Origin of the sequence: Corynebacterium tardum (assembly GCF_046717785.1) — a bacterium.
Lineage (GTDB): Bacteria > Actinomycetota > Actinomycetes > Mycobacteriales > Mycobacteriaceae > Corynebacterium.
On record NZ_CP177104.1, the window covers coordinates 1,888,687 to 1,904,688 of the forward strand.

The 16,002-nt window shown below is 59.4% G+C and carries 14 protein-coding genes; 4 read left to right on the forward strand and 10 right to left on the reverse strand.

Annotated elements, in window-relative coordinates:
* Window positions 1-22 precede the first annotated feature (22 nt).
* From glnA to ACLI1P_RS09060, 4 genes are all read left to right on the forward strand, one after another.
* Complete coding sequence (gene glnA, locus ACLI1P_RS09045; RefSeq protein WP_296131167.1) at window positions 23-1,456, forward strand: type I glutamate--ammonia ligase; 1,434 nt, start codon at window positions 23-25, stop codon at window positions 1,454-1,456.
* A gap of 285 nt (window positions 1,457-1,741) precedes the next feature.
* Window positions 1,742-1,978, forward strand: a complete 237-nt coding sequence (locus ACLI1P_RS09050) for a hypothetical protein (RefSeq protein ID WP_411708621.1) — start codon at window positions 1,742-1,744, stop codon at window positions 1,976-1,978.
* A gap of 2 nt (window positions 1,979-1,980) precedes the next feature.
* On the forward strand, window positions 1,981-2,175 hold the full coding sequence (locus tag ACLI1P_RS09055) for a hypothetical protein (RefSeq protein WP_411708622.1): 195 nt from the start codon (window positions 1,981-1,983) through the stop codon (window positions 2,173-2,175).
* On the forward strand, window positions 2,172-2,516 hold the full coding sequence (locus ACLI1P_RS09060; protein WP_411708623.1) for a helix-turn-helix domain-containing protein: 345 nt from the start codon (window positions 2,172-2,174) through the stop codon (window positions 2,514-2,516). Before ACLI1P_RS09055 ends, ACLI1P_RS09060 begins: the two co-directional genes overlap by 4 nt.
* 64 nt (window positions 2,517-2,580) lie before the next feature.
* Here the strand turns inward: ACLI1P_RS09060 and ACLI1P_RS09065 are convergent, their stop codons facing one another.
* The 10 genes from ACLI1P_RS09065 to ACLI1P_RS09110 form a co-directional block, all read right to left on the reverse strand.
* The gene (locus tag ACLI1P_RS09065) at window positions 2,581-2,937 is read right to left on the reverse strand and encodes a hypothetical protein (protein ID WP_408931148.1); all 357 of its coding nucleotides are present in this window, start codon (window positions 2,935-2,937) and stop codon (window positions 2,581-2,583) included.
* Window positions 2,938-2,942: 5 nt separating this feature from the next.
* The gene (locus ACLI1P_RS09070) at window positions 2,943-3,371 is read right to left on the reverse strand and encodes a hypothetical protein (RefSeq protein ID WP_408931147.1); all 429 of its coding nucleotides are present in this window, start codon (window positions 3,369-3,371) and stop codon (window positions 2,943-2,945) included.
* A 2-nt stretch (window positions 3,372-3,373) separates the two neighbouring features.
* On the reverse strand, window positions 3,374-3,739 hold the full coding sequence (locus ACLI1P_RS09075) for a hypothetical protein (RefSeq protein ID WP_411708624.1): 366 nt from the start codon (window positions 3,737-3,739) through the stop codon (window positions 3,374-3,376).
* Entirely contained in the window at window positions 3,739-5,091 is a 1,353-nt protein-coding gene (locus ACLI1P_RS09080; protein ID WP_411708625.1) for a peptidoglycan DD-metalloendopeptidase family protein, read from the reverse strand. The genes ACLI1P_RS09075 and ACLI1P_RS09080 overlap by 1 nt, the downstream gene beginning before the upstream one ends.
* Window positions 5,092-5,133: 42 nt before the next feature.
* Window positions 5,134-6,957: a polysaccharide deacetylase family protein gene (locus ACLI1P_RS09085; RefSeq protein ID WP_411708626.1), complete on the reverse strand. Its 1,824-nt coding sequence runs from the start codon at window positions 6,955-6,957 to the stop codon at window positions 5,134-5,136.
* A gap of 257 nt (window positions 6,958-7,214) precedes the next feature.
* On the reverse strand, window positions 7,215-7,706 hold the full coding sequence (locus ACLI1P_RS09090) for a hypothetical protein (RefSeq protein ID WP_411708627.1): 492 nt from the start codon (window positions 7,704-7,706) through the stop codon (window positions 7,215-7,217).
* The gene (locus tag ACLI1P_RS09095) at window positions 7,696-8,289 is read right to left on the reverse strand and encodes a hypothetical protein (RefSeq protein WP_411708628.1); all 594 of its coding nucleotides are present in this window, start codon (window positions 8,287-8,289) and stop codon (window positions 7,696-7,698) included. Before ACLI1P_RS09095 ends, ACLI1P_RS09090 begins: the two co-directional genes overlap by 11 nt.
* 1 nt (window position 8,290) lies before the next feature.
* Complete coding sequence (locus ACLI1P_RS09100; RefSeq protein WP_411708629.1) at window positions 8,291-9,946, reverse strand: hypothetical protein; 1,656 nt, start codon at window positions 9,944-9,946, stop codon at window positions 8,291-8,293.
* Window positions 9,947-9,949: 3 nt separating this feature from the next.
* Window positions 9,950-10,678: a hypothetical protein gene (locus tag ACLI1P_RS09105; protein ID WP_411708630.1), complete on the reverse strand. Its 729-nt coding sequence runs from the start codon at window positions 10,676-10,678 to the stop codon at window positions 9,950-9,952.
* A 120-nt stretch (window positions 10,679-10,798) separates the two neighbouring features.
* On the reverse strand, window positions 10,799-15,973 hold the full coding sequence (locus ACLI1P_RS09110) for a phage tail tape measure protein (protein ID WP_411708631.1): 5,175 nt from the start codon (window positions 15,971-15,973) through the stop codon (window positions 10,799-10,801).
* Window positions 15,974-16,002: the final 29 nt, after the last annotated feature.

A 16,002-nucleotide genomic window follows, 5' to 3' on the forward strand; every position in this document is an offset into this window, starting at 1 on the left:
GGTCAACCAACAGGAGACTACCGTGTCCTTCGAGACAATCCAGGACGTCGTCGAGTTCATCAAGGAAGAGGACGTCAAGTTCGTTGACATCCGCTTCACGGACGTTCCCGGCACCGAACACCACTTTTCCATTCCGGCTGATGAGTTCACCGAAGAAGCAGGCGAGCAGGGCCTCGCTTTCGATGGCTCCTCCATCCGTGGTTTCACCACCATCGATGAGTCCGATATGACCCTCCTGCCGGACCCAGCAACCGCGTTTGTGGATCCGTTCCGCACGGCCAAGACGCTGAACATCAAGTTCTTCGTCCACGACCCGTTCACGCTGGAGCCCTTCAGCCGTGACCCGCGCAATATCGCCCGCAAGGCTGAGGAGTACCTCTCCTCCACCGGCATTGCTGATACCTGTAACTTCGGTGCCGAGGCGGAGTTCTACATCTTTGACTCCGTGCGCTACGGCACCGAGATCAACAATGGTTTCTACGAGGTGGACACCGATGAGGGGTGGTGGAACCGCGGTTCCGAGACCAACTTCGATGGCACCCCGAACACTGGTTTCAAGACCCGCGTGAAGGGCGGCTACTTCCCCACCGCGCCCGTCGACAAGCACGGCGAAGTCCGCGATGCCATGGTGGAGCAGCTGCAGAAGGCTGGCTTTACCATCGAGCGTTTCCACCACGAGGTGGGCAGCGGTCAGAACGAGATCAACTACCGCTTCAACTCCCTGCTGCACGCGGCGGATGACATCCAGACGTTCAAGTACATCATCAAGAACACGGCCGCCGAGTACGGCAAGACCGTCACCTTCATGCCGAAGCCGCTCGCGGGTGACAACGGCTCCGGTATGCACGCCCACATGTCCCTGTGGCAGGACGGCAAGCCGCTGTTCCACGATGAGGCCGGCTACGCGGGCTTGTCCGATATGGCCCGCTACTACATCGGCGGCATCCTGGCCCACGCACCGGCTGTCCTGGCGTTCACGAACCCGACGCTGAACTCCTACCACCGCCTGGTGCCGGGCTTCGAGGCCCCAATCAACCTGGTCTACTCGCAGCGCAACCGCTCCGCGGCCATCCGTATCCCGATTACTGGTTCCAACCCGAAGGCAAAGCGCATCGAGTTCCGCGCGCCGGACCCGTCGGGCAACCCGTACTTCGGCTTCGCTGCCATGATGATGGCCGGCATCGACGGCATTAAGAACCGCATCGAGCCGCACGCCCCGGTGGATAAGGACCTGTACGAGCTGCCGCCGGCAGAGGCCGCCTCCATCCCGCAGGCACCGACCTCCCTGGAGGCGTCCCTGGCCGCGCTGGAGGAGGACAACGACTTCCTCACCGAAGGCGATGTCTTCTCCGAGGACCTCATCGACACTTACATCGATTACAAGCGCGAGAACGAAATCGCCCCGGTCCGCCTGCGCCCGACGCCGCAGGAATTCGAAATGTACTACGACTGCTAGTTTTTGGGGGTTGTCCCTGGCCTGCGTGTTTGTGTTTGCGCTGGTCAGGGACTTTTTATGTTTTGCATAGTTTGCATGTTTTCGGGGGTTTGCGGGATTCTTGCGGGATTTCTGCGGGATTTTGAGTCCTCGACGGTGTTGGTGTTCGAACCTCCTAATTGTGTTCTTCCCCACTGGCACTCTCCATAACTTGCCATGTCGTATTTTACGACATATACTTAGGTTAGACGGCAAGGAGAACAACTCCTGGAAGAGGCCGCACAAACCGGAAAGAGAGTCCGAAAGATGTTCCTCATCGCAACCATTACCGACAAGACCCAGGCCCCGCGTATCCGCCGCCAGCTCAAAGCTCAGGGGTTCGGATACAACCACACCCGTGGAGAGTGGGTGAAGAACTGCATGACCCTGCGCGGCGCCCGCATCGACCTCCCGAAGGCCCGCACCATCGACGGAGCAGACATCCAGCTACGCAGCGGCGAGGAGATGCACGCCATCATCAACGCCACGATTGCAGGTGCCTAACCATGCAGACCATCATCACCACCCTAGGCACCTTCACCGGCCCCCACATGTACGCCATCCTCAAAGAACATTTCCCCGAGGACGTCACATTCCGCCGCACCAACACACCGGGCCAGTGGGGCACCATCGACCGCGTCGTTGGACGCCAGCACTTCAACCTCGGCACCATCACCGAAGTAAGGACACAAGCAGCATGACCCCCAATGAATTCCGCATCCTCCGCACCAGCATGGGACTCACCTCCCAGGATGTAGCCGACGCCTGTAACGTCAGCATCCGCACCGCACAAAGGTGGGAATCCACGCATCAGCCCCCGCTTGATGCCGGCGTGTGGCTCCAGGACCAGTGGGTACGTTTCGCAGACTGTATCGACCAAGCCCTACAGATTGCCGAGAAGGCTGAGGAAGAAGGCCGGCCAATAGCCCTAACTGATGTGGTCACAGGTGAGGGTCTTAGCAGGCATGAGCACACCGCGCTTATGGGGCACATTTGCATGGCCTACACATTGGCTGACTTCGACTTTGAGGTAGCCCCCTAAAACGCAGAAAGAGGCCCCCACCCCGCGAGGGGTGAGGGTCAAACTTCATAAACTTCAAAGGTCTTCAAAAGTCGTTTTCTAGCTCGTCCGGGATGGGCAGCTCGTCGACGCTCTCCGGGTGGCGTAGACGCCACTGGCGGATGTGGTTGACGGCGACAAAGTAGCGGCTTTTCCACACTTCCAGCTTGTCGCGTAGCTCCGCGATTTCTACCCGCATTTCACTAATGGACTTGTCGCGGGCTTCCAGTTGCTCGTTCGTCCATTCACGGATGCTTTTGGTGAAGGATTCCCACTCCGGTCCGCGTGCTTCAAGCTCCGCTTTCTTTTTCTGGCTTTGCGCGGTCAGGTGGCTACCGGCGACGGTGCCGATGACACCGATGACGGCGACGATGATAGTCGCCAGCGGGCCGTCTACTGGCATACCCATCATCTCCCATCTGTAATTCGTAGCTCCCTGGTCTGTCCCCTGCCGTAGGCGTAGAGGGTCATGGCGGCAATGCCCACATAGCCCAGGGAGGAGACCCATGCGCGGCTGAGGTCATCGAAGAGCGTGGCAAAGATGAAGCTCAATGCCCACATGGAGTGCAGGCCCACGACGGCGCCGACAGCGGCGGGCACGAGCCTGTGCCGCTTAACCGCGCACAGGCACAGCGCACCCATGAGAAGCCACACCACAGCCCACGAGGGCGGGTTAAGCACGCTCTCCATGAAGTGCGTCGGCTTGCGCTCCGGGTTCACCAGCAGTGGAGTGTAGGACATGCCGCGGGCGATGGAGATACTGCCGAGAATCAGCAGGCCCGCGGCATCTGACACCAGCCACCGGGAGAGACGACGTTTACATTCTTCCCATCTCACGACTACTCCCCCGCCGTGGTGGGCCCGGTGTAGACCGGCAGGGTGGCGGGCGCGGCGGCGTCTTCCGCCGCCTGGGCCTGCTCCGCAAGGCGCGGCGCCATAGACGGGGTGACGCCGTCAATCGTGAGGCGGTTCACCAGCGCCGTGAGGATGAAGCCGATACCGCCGGCGACGGCGATGAGCCATGACGGAGCGTCAGCCAGATACACCGGCAGGATACCCGCCAGCCACGCGGCGGCCTGCAACACCAGCATGATAGAACCCTTGTAGCGCAGCCACCACGGCTGAGCCACCAGCTCAGCGGCGACAGCGTCGGCCACCTGCTCCCCCACCGTCGTGAGCACGGGGGTCTTGTAGTGGCGTGCCATTATTTGCCCTCCAGCTTCTTCTCGATGCGGGCCACGTCCTGGCGCAGCGCGGCCACCGCGTCCACCAGCGTGAGATTCTGCCCCTTGTCATTAACGCCCAATTGGGGCCAGCCCTTGCCCTTAGGGCCGCGTAGCTGCGTCCAGACGTCCTGTAGGGCATCAATCTGGGGGCCCAAAAACCCACTGATAAACGTCGTGATTTGCTTGTAGAGCGTGTTCATTTCTTCCTCCGATAGTTCCTCTTCTGGTGCTAGCTGCCCGGTGAATAGGGCGTGTAGCTGCTCCTTGCTGCCCCGGTAGGCGTTGATGTCCACGCTGTACCCCGCAACCTGAGCATTACTGCCGTATTGCCACAGGGAAGGCTTCTGATTGCCCAGCGGGTGGCTCCACTGGTGGTGCTGGTCGCCGGGGTAAATATCACGCGGCTTGCCGTGCGGATTCTGCCCGTAGGCCGCGACCCAGAACGCCCCGAACTCGTGTGAGTCCGGCTCACTCGGAGCTATGCGCCCCTCCCAATACGGGACGTAGGAGTACACGCCGATGACACGCACCCCGTGCTTCTCGAACTCGCGCTTGCAGGTACGGATGTGGTCAACGTGCAAACCGGCGTTGGTCTCGACGTCAATCCACATCGGGCGCTTCTTGTCGCCCATGACCTCCAGGGATGCCTGAACCTGCTGCGCCACGCTGGTGCCCTCGCTCGGGTTCCGCAGGTAGTGGTAAGCAGCCGTGAGCATCCCGGCGCTCTCCGCGTCCTCAAGATGTGAGCGGTAGCAGCGGTCACGGTGCGTGCCGTCGGTGGTGCGGATAATCGCAAACTCCACGCCCTCGCGCTTCGCCTGCGCAAGACTCATGCCGTCCTGGTGCTCAGACACATCAACGCCGAAGATAGTGCCGCCCTGCTTCCGCACAGGGCGGGCCACAGCATTGCCGGGTTGTGCCGCGCCCGCCAGGTACGGGGCGGGGTCTTGGTGGGCACCGCCTAGACGCCCCGGTGCTCCCCATACTTCTAGGTGCAGGTGAGGGCCGGTGGACTGCCCCTCATTACCTACAACGCCAATCTGTTGACCTGCACGTACACGGTCACCAGCCTTAACCAGAATGCCGTCATGCTTTACGTGGCCATAGATGAAATCCTTGCCGACGCTGTCTTGGCAGTCGAGCCATATCCACGAGCCGAACCCCGCCACGTTGTAGCGCTCCCGGCCCTCCACCACGACACCATCAGCAGCCGCGTAGATAGGTGTGCCGATAGGCGCGGCGAAGTCAAGCCCGGCATGGAACGTGCCCCACCGTGGACCGTAGCCCGATGACACCGTATAGGTGCCCTGCTTCATTGGATGTGTGACCATTGTGTCCTCCTTTGGGTATGAAAAAGCCCCTCTTGTGAGGGGCTAGATTGCGTGGGCGCGGATTCCTGTAATTGTTGGGCCATTGACTACGGCCTCAATTGTCAGATTTGTCGTCGAGTTGGGCACGCCGAAAGGAAGGCGTACCGCACCACCGTCTGTGACCTGCTCAGTGCGGGTGACGTTCAGCCGAGTGGAATCGTTAGTGTCGCGCACAGTAAGAGTGACTGTTCCTACACCGCTAACATCAGCTACAACTTCACGAGCGCTGCCACGCATGTACTCATGGGCTGTAACGCTTACCGCCGTAGCCAGCTTCGTTGTGGCACTACCAGACCAAGCGGACAATTCTGGAGTAATCGTGTGCCGCCACGTTGAAGACGGATCCGCCGCACTCATGCCAGCCAGGGTGAGAACCTCCAGTTTCCCAGCATCACGCAGCCCTACGATATGGTCGAGGATTGCGGTGAAAGTTCCAGAGCTAATCCCTTTCCCCAGCTGAGAAGGATGCATAGCAATAACTAGCCCCACACCAAGCGATGCAGCTTGGTCAATCGCCGCAATAGTGGCGTCGGGTGAAGTTGCAGAATCAATCCACAGGCACCCAAACGTGTTCGACCCTAGCGGGGTAAATGTAGTACCCGAACGGTCATGGGCCCCGTAGGTCGCTTCAATCAACGCGCCAGCGTAGGTAGATGCATGCAGCTCCGGCTGACTGAACACCTCGCCTAGACCATCATATTTGGTGCCCTCAAGGCCGGGCTGAATCCAGCCTTGAACATCTGCCGAGGGCACCTGCTTCTCCAGCTCAGCGCGAGACTCCACAATCTCCTTATAGATAGTTTTTTGGTCTGGAGCGTCGGTATGCGACCACCCGTGCGACCAAACCTCCACACCGCGGGTGAAGTGATTAGCTACCGTTGCCCAAGTAGCGCCTGTGGAATCGTCTTTACTGTAGGTGGGATTAGGGCTCATCTCATTGATGAAATGTGCCATGCTTGCGGGCAGACCTCGCGCTTCGAGCATCGGCAAAATCGTATCCTCAAAAGCACGCAGATTATGGTCAAAGCGGAACGCGACCACGCCTTTCCCCCCGGTGCCGATACGGCCCCCACGGGACTGAATTAGCTGCTCTCTGCGCGCACGGGCAGTTAAAGGGACCGCACCACCGGATGTAGCGCCCCCCGACCCCAGCTCTGACCACGGCAAATAAGAAGATGTAGCCGCATTCAGCCCCTGAGTCCACACCCGACCATCCAGGCCCTGATATACGCGGATAGTCGCGGTCGTTGACCCAGTAGTGGAGAAAGCGGTGAGAATACCCTGCGGAGCATCTTCAGGAAGGCCCGGGATAGAAGCAGCGAGCTCAGCGGTAGGCACCCGCCACTGCCCAACCTTCCCCAATTTAGAAAAGTTGCTGCCGGCTGTAGCGGCCTGGGCGTTGAGCTGCACCGCGTTATCGGCGAGCTTTGCATCAACGTCTGCAACGGGGTTTTTCCATGCAGACCATCCGTAGGACTGATTGGTGCGCACCCACCGCTCGCCAGTTGTCAGCGGTTCCCATACTTGCACAGCGTATGGAGTGCCAGCCCCTGCCAGCCACACCACGGTCAAAGCGCCAGCAGATTCGACCGGCAACTTTAGCGACTTCGCCGTAGCCGTCGACGTTACCGCCCAAATTCCTTGGTCTGCATCATGAGCGAAGGTGTCCAGGTTTGTTGATTTATCCAGGGTTCCACGTCGCCACCGCGGGTCACCGGAAATACGAGATAGCGCAGCAGCGATCTCTTCCCTACCCAAAGCCAGCATCTGCCCGATAACTGCCCCGCCTGGAGTCGCGTTGAGAACCGCCTCAACCAGAGAGGTCATCCCCTCAGCAGCGACAAATGAAATTGAGTCAGACCACCCAGGGCCTTCCAGATATAGCCACCCTAGCCCTGGGTTCACTGTAATTGAGATTCTGCCAGTCTCATCGAACGAGACTTTTCGCGGCTGTGTAGTCACCAGACCACCGGGCTCAACCCTAATAGCGGGAGCCTTTACCGTGACTGTTGCCACATCCTCAATAGGTTTAGTTGTTATGTCCGACAGGACGCCCGTGAGAGTCAATGCCATTATTTTGCTCCTTAAGCAGCAGATATATATGTAGATGTGAACCGGAAGTTTTTCTCAGATAGCCCCGACAGAGTGAATCTCCCGTCTACTCCGATGTAGATCTGCCCACCTTGGGCGTTGACCGGAACGCATGAAACAGTCACTATTGGCTTAGCCCAATCGGGGAGCTGCCACGCTAGGAGCTCTTGGGCCGATATGGAGCCCGCCGAATTGACTATGACTATTGGCCCTGCTCGATGCGCTGACAGTCTTCCGTTAGTAACTTCTTTTCTGGTGTCTGCATTGGTGAGCGTATCGATTTTGCCTTCAAGATTTTTCACGCGGGAAGCGAGCTCAGTCGTGCCTTTGTTGGCGGAGTCTGCTTGAGCCGAAATCTCTGCGAAGACTTTGCCGGCTTCCTGGCCGGTGTGCTCCACGTCGGTGATGAGTTGTTGGGCTTCGGTACTGCCGTCGATGCGGTAGTTGGTTTCAACCTTGTCGCCGCGGTTTGGCCTAATACCCATTCTCTATCTCCTCCATCGCCTTCAAGCGCTCTAGTCGCATGGCTTCGGCGGCAAGCTGGGAAAGCTCTAGGGCGCTCAGGTCAGCGAGTGTTTTAGGCGCGGGGGTTTCTGATTCAGCCCTAGCGCGCTTCTGCCCTATGGGTATCCACGCCACTTGCTCACCTGGTGTGCCCGCGCTGCCTAGTGGGTCGAGTTTCACCGCCGGGCCAAGCGCTAGGGTCACGTCGTACAGGCCCGGTTTCGCAAATGTGCCAGTCAGGGTGCCATTGTGACGGTTGAGCTCAACCCCAGGCGGAAGGTGCCCCTCCACGATGCGCACACCACGCCGGTCAGCGCCAGCAACAACCATGTCCATGATGTCCCCAACATTGGCACGCTGGCGGTCACTATCAGTGTCGAAATCAACAGCCCACCCAAGCCTGATAGTCTCCGGCTCCCCTATCTCAAGGCGTGCGCCGAGCTCGTCGAAGACGTGACGTGCTGCTCTAGTTTCGTAGCCTTCTGGCACGATGCCGAGGAACAGGCCCGCGTACGGGTGCTCCGACTCCGGCACCTCCGTGGGCACAATGTAGCGGTAATCCAATTTATCCTCCCTTAGTTACAGCCAGCCGCCCGATGACAGCGCGAATGTTTTCCTTGTTGGCCTGGTACAGCTCGCCCGGCGATGCCAACGAGGCGTAGTCACCGATACGCAGCTGCCAGCCAACTTCCTGCCCCGGCTTCGAGGTCCACGTCAGGCCAGACACGTACGCGGCCCAGACAACTCCCCACGCGGTAACACCAATGGTGTCGCCCAGGTCGAAATCACGCCCCGGCAAATACGGGTCGGGGTTATCGATGGAGAACTCAGCGCTGATGCCGCCTTCTGTCTCTTGCTTCGTCTGCCATGCCTTCTGAAGCGAATCGACCGTGTTGGCCTCACCCGGCTTGGACACGGCGGTGAAGCGTGACCGGCCGTAGTGAAACTGCCGGTTCCGGTCCACGTACTCGTTGAGGACAAACAACCTGTCGGCGGACATCTCCGCCGCCAGCTCGCCGCCGCCCTTAATCGCCTCAGCAGCAGGCCCACCAATCACAGGCACAGCTGACACAGCCGCTGCAAACGCAGTCTTAATGCCAATCTTTGCCGCCTTATTCACCAAATCAGGCGACTTACCACCAACAAGGAATCTGTGGTCTGTGGATTTTCGTACCTGCACGCTTGGCGCATCCATCAGCGTGTACACCACCCACGGCTTACGCCCGTCCGTATTACGGACGTCAACGTCCGCAAACTCGGTCGTCGAGGTGATGAAGTCATCACTGCTAATCGTTCGCTTCAACTGGCGGAATGCCTGCCCGACGATGCCAGCCGCACCCGTCACCGTAGCCCTAGGGGCAAAGTCAATAATCGTCGTAGGCAACGACAACATCGTGTATTCGGGGAAGGGCTGCTCATCGCCAGGTAGCCACAGCCATGCGAAAGGCTGCACGCCAGCCGCCGCCCACGTCGCTTTCAACAGGTCCCAGGCGTTATCCCACCTGGCGGACACCACACACCACTCGGAGCGATTGCCCGACATGACCGGTGAACAAATCACCGGATGCATATTCGGCAAACATACTTTCCACCGGTCTGGGTCTGTGTAGTCATCAGTCATGGACCACGCGCCAAGCTTCCCATCGAAAAGCTGTGCAAGCATTGACGGCTGGTGGTAGCCAATCAGGTTACGGCCAATGAGCTTACGGCTGACCTTTTCGGCGCTGCCTTTCTGCCGGTCCTCCCACTGAGCCTGCACAACCTTCGACCGGTTCGACGGGTCCGCCCACAGTGGAAGATGTTTCAAGTGCTCCATCGAGTCCACACCCGCGAGTTCCACCTCGGCGGGGTTGCCCTCAGGGTCGCCACCGCGGGGACTGATTTCTAGGATGCGGTAGCAGCGGCGATTAAGCCCGGGGCGCTCCACCACCACGTGTACCGCGCCATGAATGAGCGCATCCAAACGACCACCCTTATCGAGGTTGCGGAGGTCATCGCGCAGTAGGTAGTCCACCACGGGGTTGACCACACCAGGTGACACCTCACCCGGCAAGGTCATGGACATGTTGCCCACGTCCGCAAAAATGCCACCCCACTCGGCTTCTAGCCAGTCCTCAATATCGAGAACTGGTTCCCAGTTCTTGTCATACAGCCCGACGTACTGGCCGTGCTCGCGCATCACCGCCTCACGGTGAGCTTTATGCTGCTGCCAATTGACCATGTGTCACCTCCACGGGCTCAGGTAGCGCGGGGTCACCTCAAGAGTCAGGCCCGCACCCAGTTGGAAATCATTCTTCGTATGCGGCTGCAGGGTCTCCCCCACGAGCACGCCGCGCAGCGACGACCACGTTCCGGTATCGACGTCGCCATCCTCGTCGGTGACCTGGCCTTGCATGCCGCGTTCCAAATCAATCCACCTTGTGCCCGGGCCTTGCGCCAAACTGACGCGCAGACCACTCGGCAAGGTGAGGTTAGTAGCTTGACCGTCCCATTTCAGACGAAGTTTCGGCGGCAAATCACCCGGAACCGTCACAGTGACGTTACCCGTGTATGCCCTAATACCACCCGTCCAGCACCCATCAAGGCACTGATACTGAACACTATCTTCAATAAGGGTCACGCCGGACGGGTCGAAAGGAACCTCAGCGAAACTCACCAAACGCACACGCGCCTCACGGTTACCGCCATCACGCGCAACGACCTTCAACAGGCCATCCTCGAAATAGGACCACGCATTACGCCAATCACGCAGCGTCTCCATCACAGACTCATCAGGACCAGGGCGCACAACCACATCCAGAGAGCCGGTAAACGCCGGAACCTTCATCCCGGCCACGCGGGAACCGTAGCGGGTGACGGACTCCGCAGAAGCGAAATCCACCCCGCCAACACCATCACCGAAACCGCCCTCCTTCAGCACTACGCGCTGCTCATCAGCCTCCGCGTCAAGCATGGTGTGAAGGATGAACTGCTCGCCGGGGCGATGCGGCGCAGTATAGGTGATTTTGTAGCCAGGCGGGTCCGGCAAATCAACACCCGAAAAACCGGAACCAAACCTCACAGGATTCACCATTTACATCGCACCTCCCCTAGTAGTCGCAGCAACAGCCACACCAGTACGACGACGCAGCTTGCTAATCTCCTCGGTATTAATCGTGACTTCGTCTTCAACCTTGTCCACGCGCTTACGCAGCACCTCCTGGCCCTCAAGATTGACCACCAGGGTCAAACCATCATCAGACTTAAGACCGCCGCGCTTAATGTCACGCCACTGGTCACCATTAAAAACCGGCTCCGGCTCATTGGACAGGTTCACCGCGATTCCGCCGGGCTTCAACCAGCCACCCTGGTCATACACCGCCCCGGCACGGCGGGCATCAAGGACAGCCCCTACGAGGTCATCATCCTCGTGAATGCCTATCTGAGCCATACGACCGTCATAGTCACCGGTCGTCATCAGATGCTTGTACGAGGCCACCGGCGAAGCGTCCTTAGCTGCGATACCAGTCTTAGCCTTACCACGCTCCTCAACCAGGTTGAACACTCTACGGGCGGCGTCCTCGCTACGCAGCAGCAAGGATGTATCCACAATGCCGGCGTCGGCACCATCCCAAGCGTGGAAAAACTCTTGGAACGCACCCTTGAGCTGAACTTCCGGCTTCGCAGGCACGCTGTTACCGCCTCCGCTGCCGCCGAAGACGCCGGTCTTATTGACCAGGTCCTCGGCAAGGTTCATCTGCTGCGCATAGCGGCCAGGGAACGCGGACACCTGAACCTTCTGCGCCGCGGCGCCAGGCTCCATGTCCTGCCACTTGAAGGTGTGCAGCTGTCGGAAGAACATCGCAGCACTCTCGTACGGGTCCATGCGCTGCCAGACTTCTCCCCAAGCGCCATTATCACGCTGCTGGAACAGGCCCACGGAATCGTAGTCAGAGCCGATAGCGTCGTGACGATACTTGAGCGACTCGGGCACAGCACGGTTAGCCCACATCTTCATCGGATTACCCGACTCCACAAGCGCCGTAGCCACACCAATCTTCGCGCCCTTAGCACCAACACCAAGACGCTTCGCAGCCTCCGCAATCTCACTCACAAAGAAGGACTGGCCCCACTCCGCAGTCTTAGCCTTTTTGGCCTCATCCGGAGTCACAACAGCCGGCGCCACCGACCTATCCACATCGACCTTCGGCTCCTCCTTCTTCCCAGAAGTCGGAACCTGAACCTGCTTCTCAGTGACGATGGAGTCACCCGACGGCAACCAATCACCAGGCTTACCCAAAAGCACCTTGGCAAGAACACCACCACTAAGACCCGCCATATCCAGCAGGCCCTCGGTGAAGTGCTCCACAACAGACTTATCGCCCAGCTCATTCGCAGCCGTCGCGATAGCTGCCTCCTCAGGAGACAGCTTCACCGTCTGCGAAGCAGTACCCGATGATGTGGACTCACCCGTGACCAGCGACGTGTCAATCTCACCGGTCTCCGCCATCGGAAGAATCTCATTCATCTTCGGCGGCACCGGCGGCTTATCCTTCAGCGGAATCCAGAACCGGTCAGTAAACGACCCATCCCGAGCGCCAGCCGCAGCACCGCCAATCTGGCCGTTACCACGCCCGCCACCCATCTCCACATTGGTGGCCTTACCGGACGCGTCGTAGATCGTGCCAGCAGTGTGACCACCATACGGGCCACCGTTGAAGAAACCAACCTCGAACGCAGACTTGCCAGGCGACGTGCCAGGCGAGAAGCCCATCTGTGAAAGCACAGAGCCCTCGTTGCCCGTGGCGAACTTACGGCCCACGATGCTCATGCCGACGATGAACGCAGCCAGACCGGAGATCATTCCACTGCAGTCACCCCAGTTGCCAAGCAAGCCACCACCCCAGGTGTACGGGTAGCCTTCGAGCGAAGCCGGCGCCTGCTTACCCTTCACATTCTGGCCGCTAACAAACGCCAGCAGTTCCTTAGAAGAAACCAAACCGCCGTTAGCGAAATAGTGGGCCCTCATTGGCGCTACCGCCGAATACGGGGCCGGGGTGATACGTTCCCCGTCCTTGTCCAGGACAGTCAGGCCGAAGATGTCCGCGGTCTTGGCAAGAATCTCAGTGGAGCGCTTCCGCTTCGACTTAGCTAGCGGGATGTAGGACTCGCCGCCGGTTTCCGGCTCCGCCCACACACGCCACTCACCGCCGCGAGCAATCTGCGCCCGGTGGTCCTCCCTGGTGCCGCCGTTGGCGTAGCGCTCCAGCTTGTCGATACCACCGTCAATGTAGGCGCGAGTGATACCACCGTCGACGAGGACGAGGCCACCACTAGCGAAGCCCATCATGCCGCGAATCTTGTCCGGCATAATCGACCCGATAGCATTACCAACCTGCCCAAACATAGACTTGATGCCGTTGATGAGACCGCTGATGATGTTCTTGCCGGCGTTGACCAGCCACGTGCCGGCGGAGGCGAAGACGCCCTGAATCTTGCTCGGAATCTGCCCGAACAGGCTCATCATCTCGCCAATCTTGCCGCGCACAGCGGACACCATGTTGCCGACAGAGTCAGCAAACGCGGACACAACACCCTTCGCATTGTCGAAAATCGACTTGAAGAGATTCATCGCCGCATTGATCGCGCCGCGCACCACATTGGAAATGGCGTCGCCCATCGACGAGAAGCGATTCCCAATGTTCGAGAAGTTCCCGGTGAGAACGTCTGCCAGCAGGCCAGCCGCGTTGCGGAAGAAATCCCACGTCGGCTTAATAATCCCACTCCAGATATCAGAAATGAGAGTGCCCAGAGTGCGGAACGCCCCACCAATCACCGCGGTGAAAATCGGCACAACAACCGACGCCACGCCCTGCACCACCGACATAAACACCGACAAGGTGGGCTGAATCATCGACGACCACACCGTTGAGATAATCGAGCCGACGAGCTCAATCGCCGACCAAATCCCCTTAAACGCGCCAACCACGACAGTGCCCAGCACCTGGAACGCATCCCCCATGAAAGACACAATCGGGGCAATCCACGTCTCGTAAAACTGTCCGAAGCCAGCGGCGAACTCGCCCCACTTTTCAGACATGAAGCCCCACGCCTCAATCGCGAAGTCCTTCAACGCGATCAGCTTCTCGCGGAAGGACTCCATGAAGGTAAACAGTGGGGAGTCCGGGTTCATGCCCAAAGCTTCGGCGTAGTCAGTAGAGTCGCCAGTCTTCCAGAACTCCAAAGCTCCGGAAACAATCTCCTTAACGCGGTCAACCGCCCCGGTGACTTTCTCCACCGTGGCATCCCACGCGCCGGAAATCGTGTCACCAATCTGGGAGAACACCGGGCCGAAAGTAGACTGCGCCCAATCCAGGCCAGCCTTGAACTTCTCGACAACCCAATCCCAGCCGGCGCCGAGAGCCTCCGTGAAGGACTCCCACAACTTGCGGCCCGTCTCCGTCTTCGTGAAGAAAGCCCACAGGGCCGCACCGACCGCAACAATCGCCGCCGTAATCCACGTAATCGGGGACTTCCACATCGCGGTATTCAGGAGATTCTGCGCGACAGTGGTCTCCATAATCGCGGTCTTCATCGACTTCATAATGCCGACAAAGCCACCAGCATCCTTAAAGCTCTGCACCGCGTTATAAGCAGCAATACCGGCAGTCAACGACCCCAGAGCACCCACAACCCCCAGAACCGGTCCCTTATGCTCACCAATCAGTTTAAGCGCATCAGCAACACCAGACACCGCGCCCTGAGCAATCTCCAAAGCCGGAACCAAAGAGTCAAAAACCGCCGTCGCAATAGGCTCCAGCGCCAACATGGCCTGATTCTTAAACTGGTCCCACCGCTCGGAGAAATCAGCGGTCTCCTCCGCCAGTCCCCCAATCGTGTCCGAGGTGGCCCCCGTCGCATCCATGAAATCATCCACAGACAACGTGCCGGTCTTCACCGCATCTACAAACTGGGCGGCGCCACGAGTGCCGAAAATACCGGACGCCATATCAATAGCAGCAGCATCATCACCCGCATTGATGAGTTCCTCAATCGACCCGATGGTCTCCTTGAGCGCTTCCGGTGCGTCACGCCCCTCAGACGCAAACTCCGCCAACGCACGCTGCATCGACTGCAACGTCTTATCCGCATCCAGACCAGCCTTATCCATCTGGCCCACAAGCGCAGCAGAATCAGACATCGAGAAACCGAACCCGCGCAACACGGGACCGGCCTTCACCGCCGACTGCGACAGCTCGGTAATCGTCAACCCGGTAGCCTGCGACACCTGGAACAGCTCATCGAGCGCGCCCGGCATGTCCTTGGCCTCGATACCGAAGCCGCTCATGGCCTTGGACACCTCGTTGATGTCCGCATCCACGCCGAGGTTCTGCAGCTGCATGAACTGCGCCGTCATCTCCTCAAGCGGCGCACCAGTCAACCCCAGGCGCGTATTCAGATCCGCCAGGGTCGTACCGATAGCCCCCATATCGGAGCCGACACCAATGGACTCGCCAGCGACCTTGCGCATCGAATCCTGCAGCTCCTCAAAAGCAGCACCACTAGCACCAGTGCCCGCACGAATCGTGTCATACGCATCATCAAACTGGGAACCAATGTCATACGCAGCCTTACCAGCCGCACCCACAGCACCAACAACAACGGCACCGGCGGCGGCAATCTTGCCCAGAGAAACCTCAAACCCCTGGCCCTTACCGTCAGCATCAGCCGCGGCGTCCCCAAACTCCCGGGTCGCGCCAGTAGCCTCGTCAGTAGCGGACTCCAGCTCCTTCTGCGCCGTGGCGAGAGAATCGGAGGCACGCTTCGATTCCGCCATGGCCTTCTCGACGCCGCGCTCTGCCTTCTCAACATTCTGCGCAGCAGTCTCCACGCGGGCGCGCTTATTCAGCACATCAGCCTCAGCCCGAGCCAACTGCTCAGACGAAGCCTTACCGGACTTCTTCATCTCGGAAAGCTTCGACTCCGCGGCCTCCAACTGCTTCGACGCAGCCTGTGACTTCAACACCTCGGCGTTGCGCTTCGCTTCGGCGTCCGCCAGCTCCTCCGAGGACTTCTTCACGCGGTAGTTGGCTTTCTCGACCCGCTTCGCAGCGTCATCAGTGCCCTTAGTGATGCCCTTCTCGATGGAGTCGCCAGCCTTCTTCGCAGCCTTCGACGCCGGGGCCAAGAGCTTATCTTGAAGCTCCTTGTTGATGCCGGCGAGTGATACTGTCACCGGCAAAACGCCATAACCGGCTGCACCTGCCATGGGCGAACACCTCCATCAAAAAAGGCCGC

Bases quoted from the DNA above. Each gene is read 5' to 3' on its own strand.
- ACLI1P_RS09050 (WP_411708621.1), top strand. From the start codon at position 1,742: ATGTTCCTCATCGCAACCATTACCGACAAGACCCAGGCCCCGCGTATC.
- ACLI1P_RS09055 (WP_411708622.1), top strand. From the start codon at position 1,981: ATGCAGACCATCATCACCACCCTAGGCACCTTCACCGGCCCCCACATG.
- ACLI1P_RS09060 (WP_411708623.1), top strand. From the start codon at position 2,172: ATGACCCCCAATGAATTCCGCATCCTCCGCACCAGCATGGGACTCACC.
- ACLI1P_RS09065 (WP_408931148.1), bottom strand. From the start codon at position 2,937: ATGCCAGTAGACGGCCCGCTGGCGACTATCATCGTCGCCGTCATCGGT.
- ACLI1P_RS09075 (WP_411708624.1), bottom strand. From the start codon at position 3,739: ATGGCACGCCACTACAAGACCCCCGTGCTCACGACGGTGGGGGAGCAG.
- ACLI1P_RS09080 (WP_411708625.1), bottom strand. From the start codon at position 5,091: ATGGTCACACATCCAATGAAGCAGGGCACCTATACGGTGTCATCGGGC.
- ACLI1P_RS09085 (WP_411708626.1), bottom strand. From the start codon at position 6,957: ATGACCTCTCTGGTTGAGGCGGTTCTCAACGCGACTCCAGGCGGGGCA.
- ACLI1P_RS09090 (WP_411708627.1), bottom strand. From the start codon at position 7,706: ATGGGTATTAGGCCAAACCGCGGCGACAAGGTTGAAACCAACTACCGC.
- ACLI1P_RS09100 (WP_411708629.1), bottom strand. From the start codon at position 9,946: ATGGTCAATTGGCAGCAGCATAAAGCTCACCGTGAGGCGGTGATGCGC.
- ACLI1P_RS09105 (WP_411708630.1), bottom strand. From the start codon at position 10,678: ATGCTTGACGCGGAGGCTGATGAGCAGCGCGTAGTGCTGAAGGAGGGC.
- ACLI1P_RS09110 (WP_411708631.1), bottom strand. From the start codon at position 15,973: ATGGCAGGTGCAGCCGGTTATGGCGTTTTGCCGGTGACAGTATCACTC.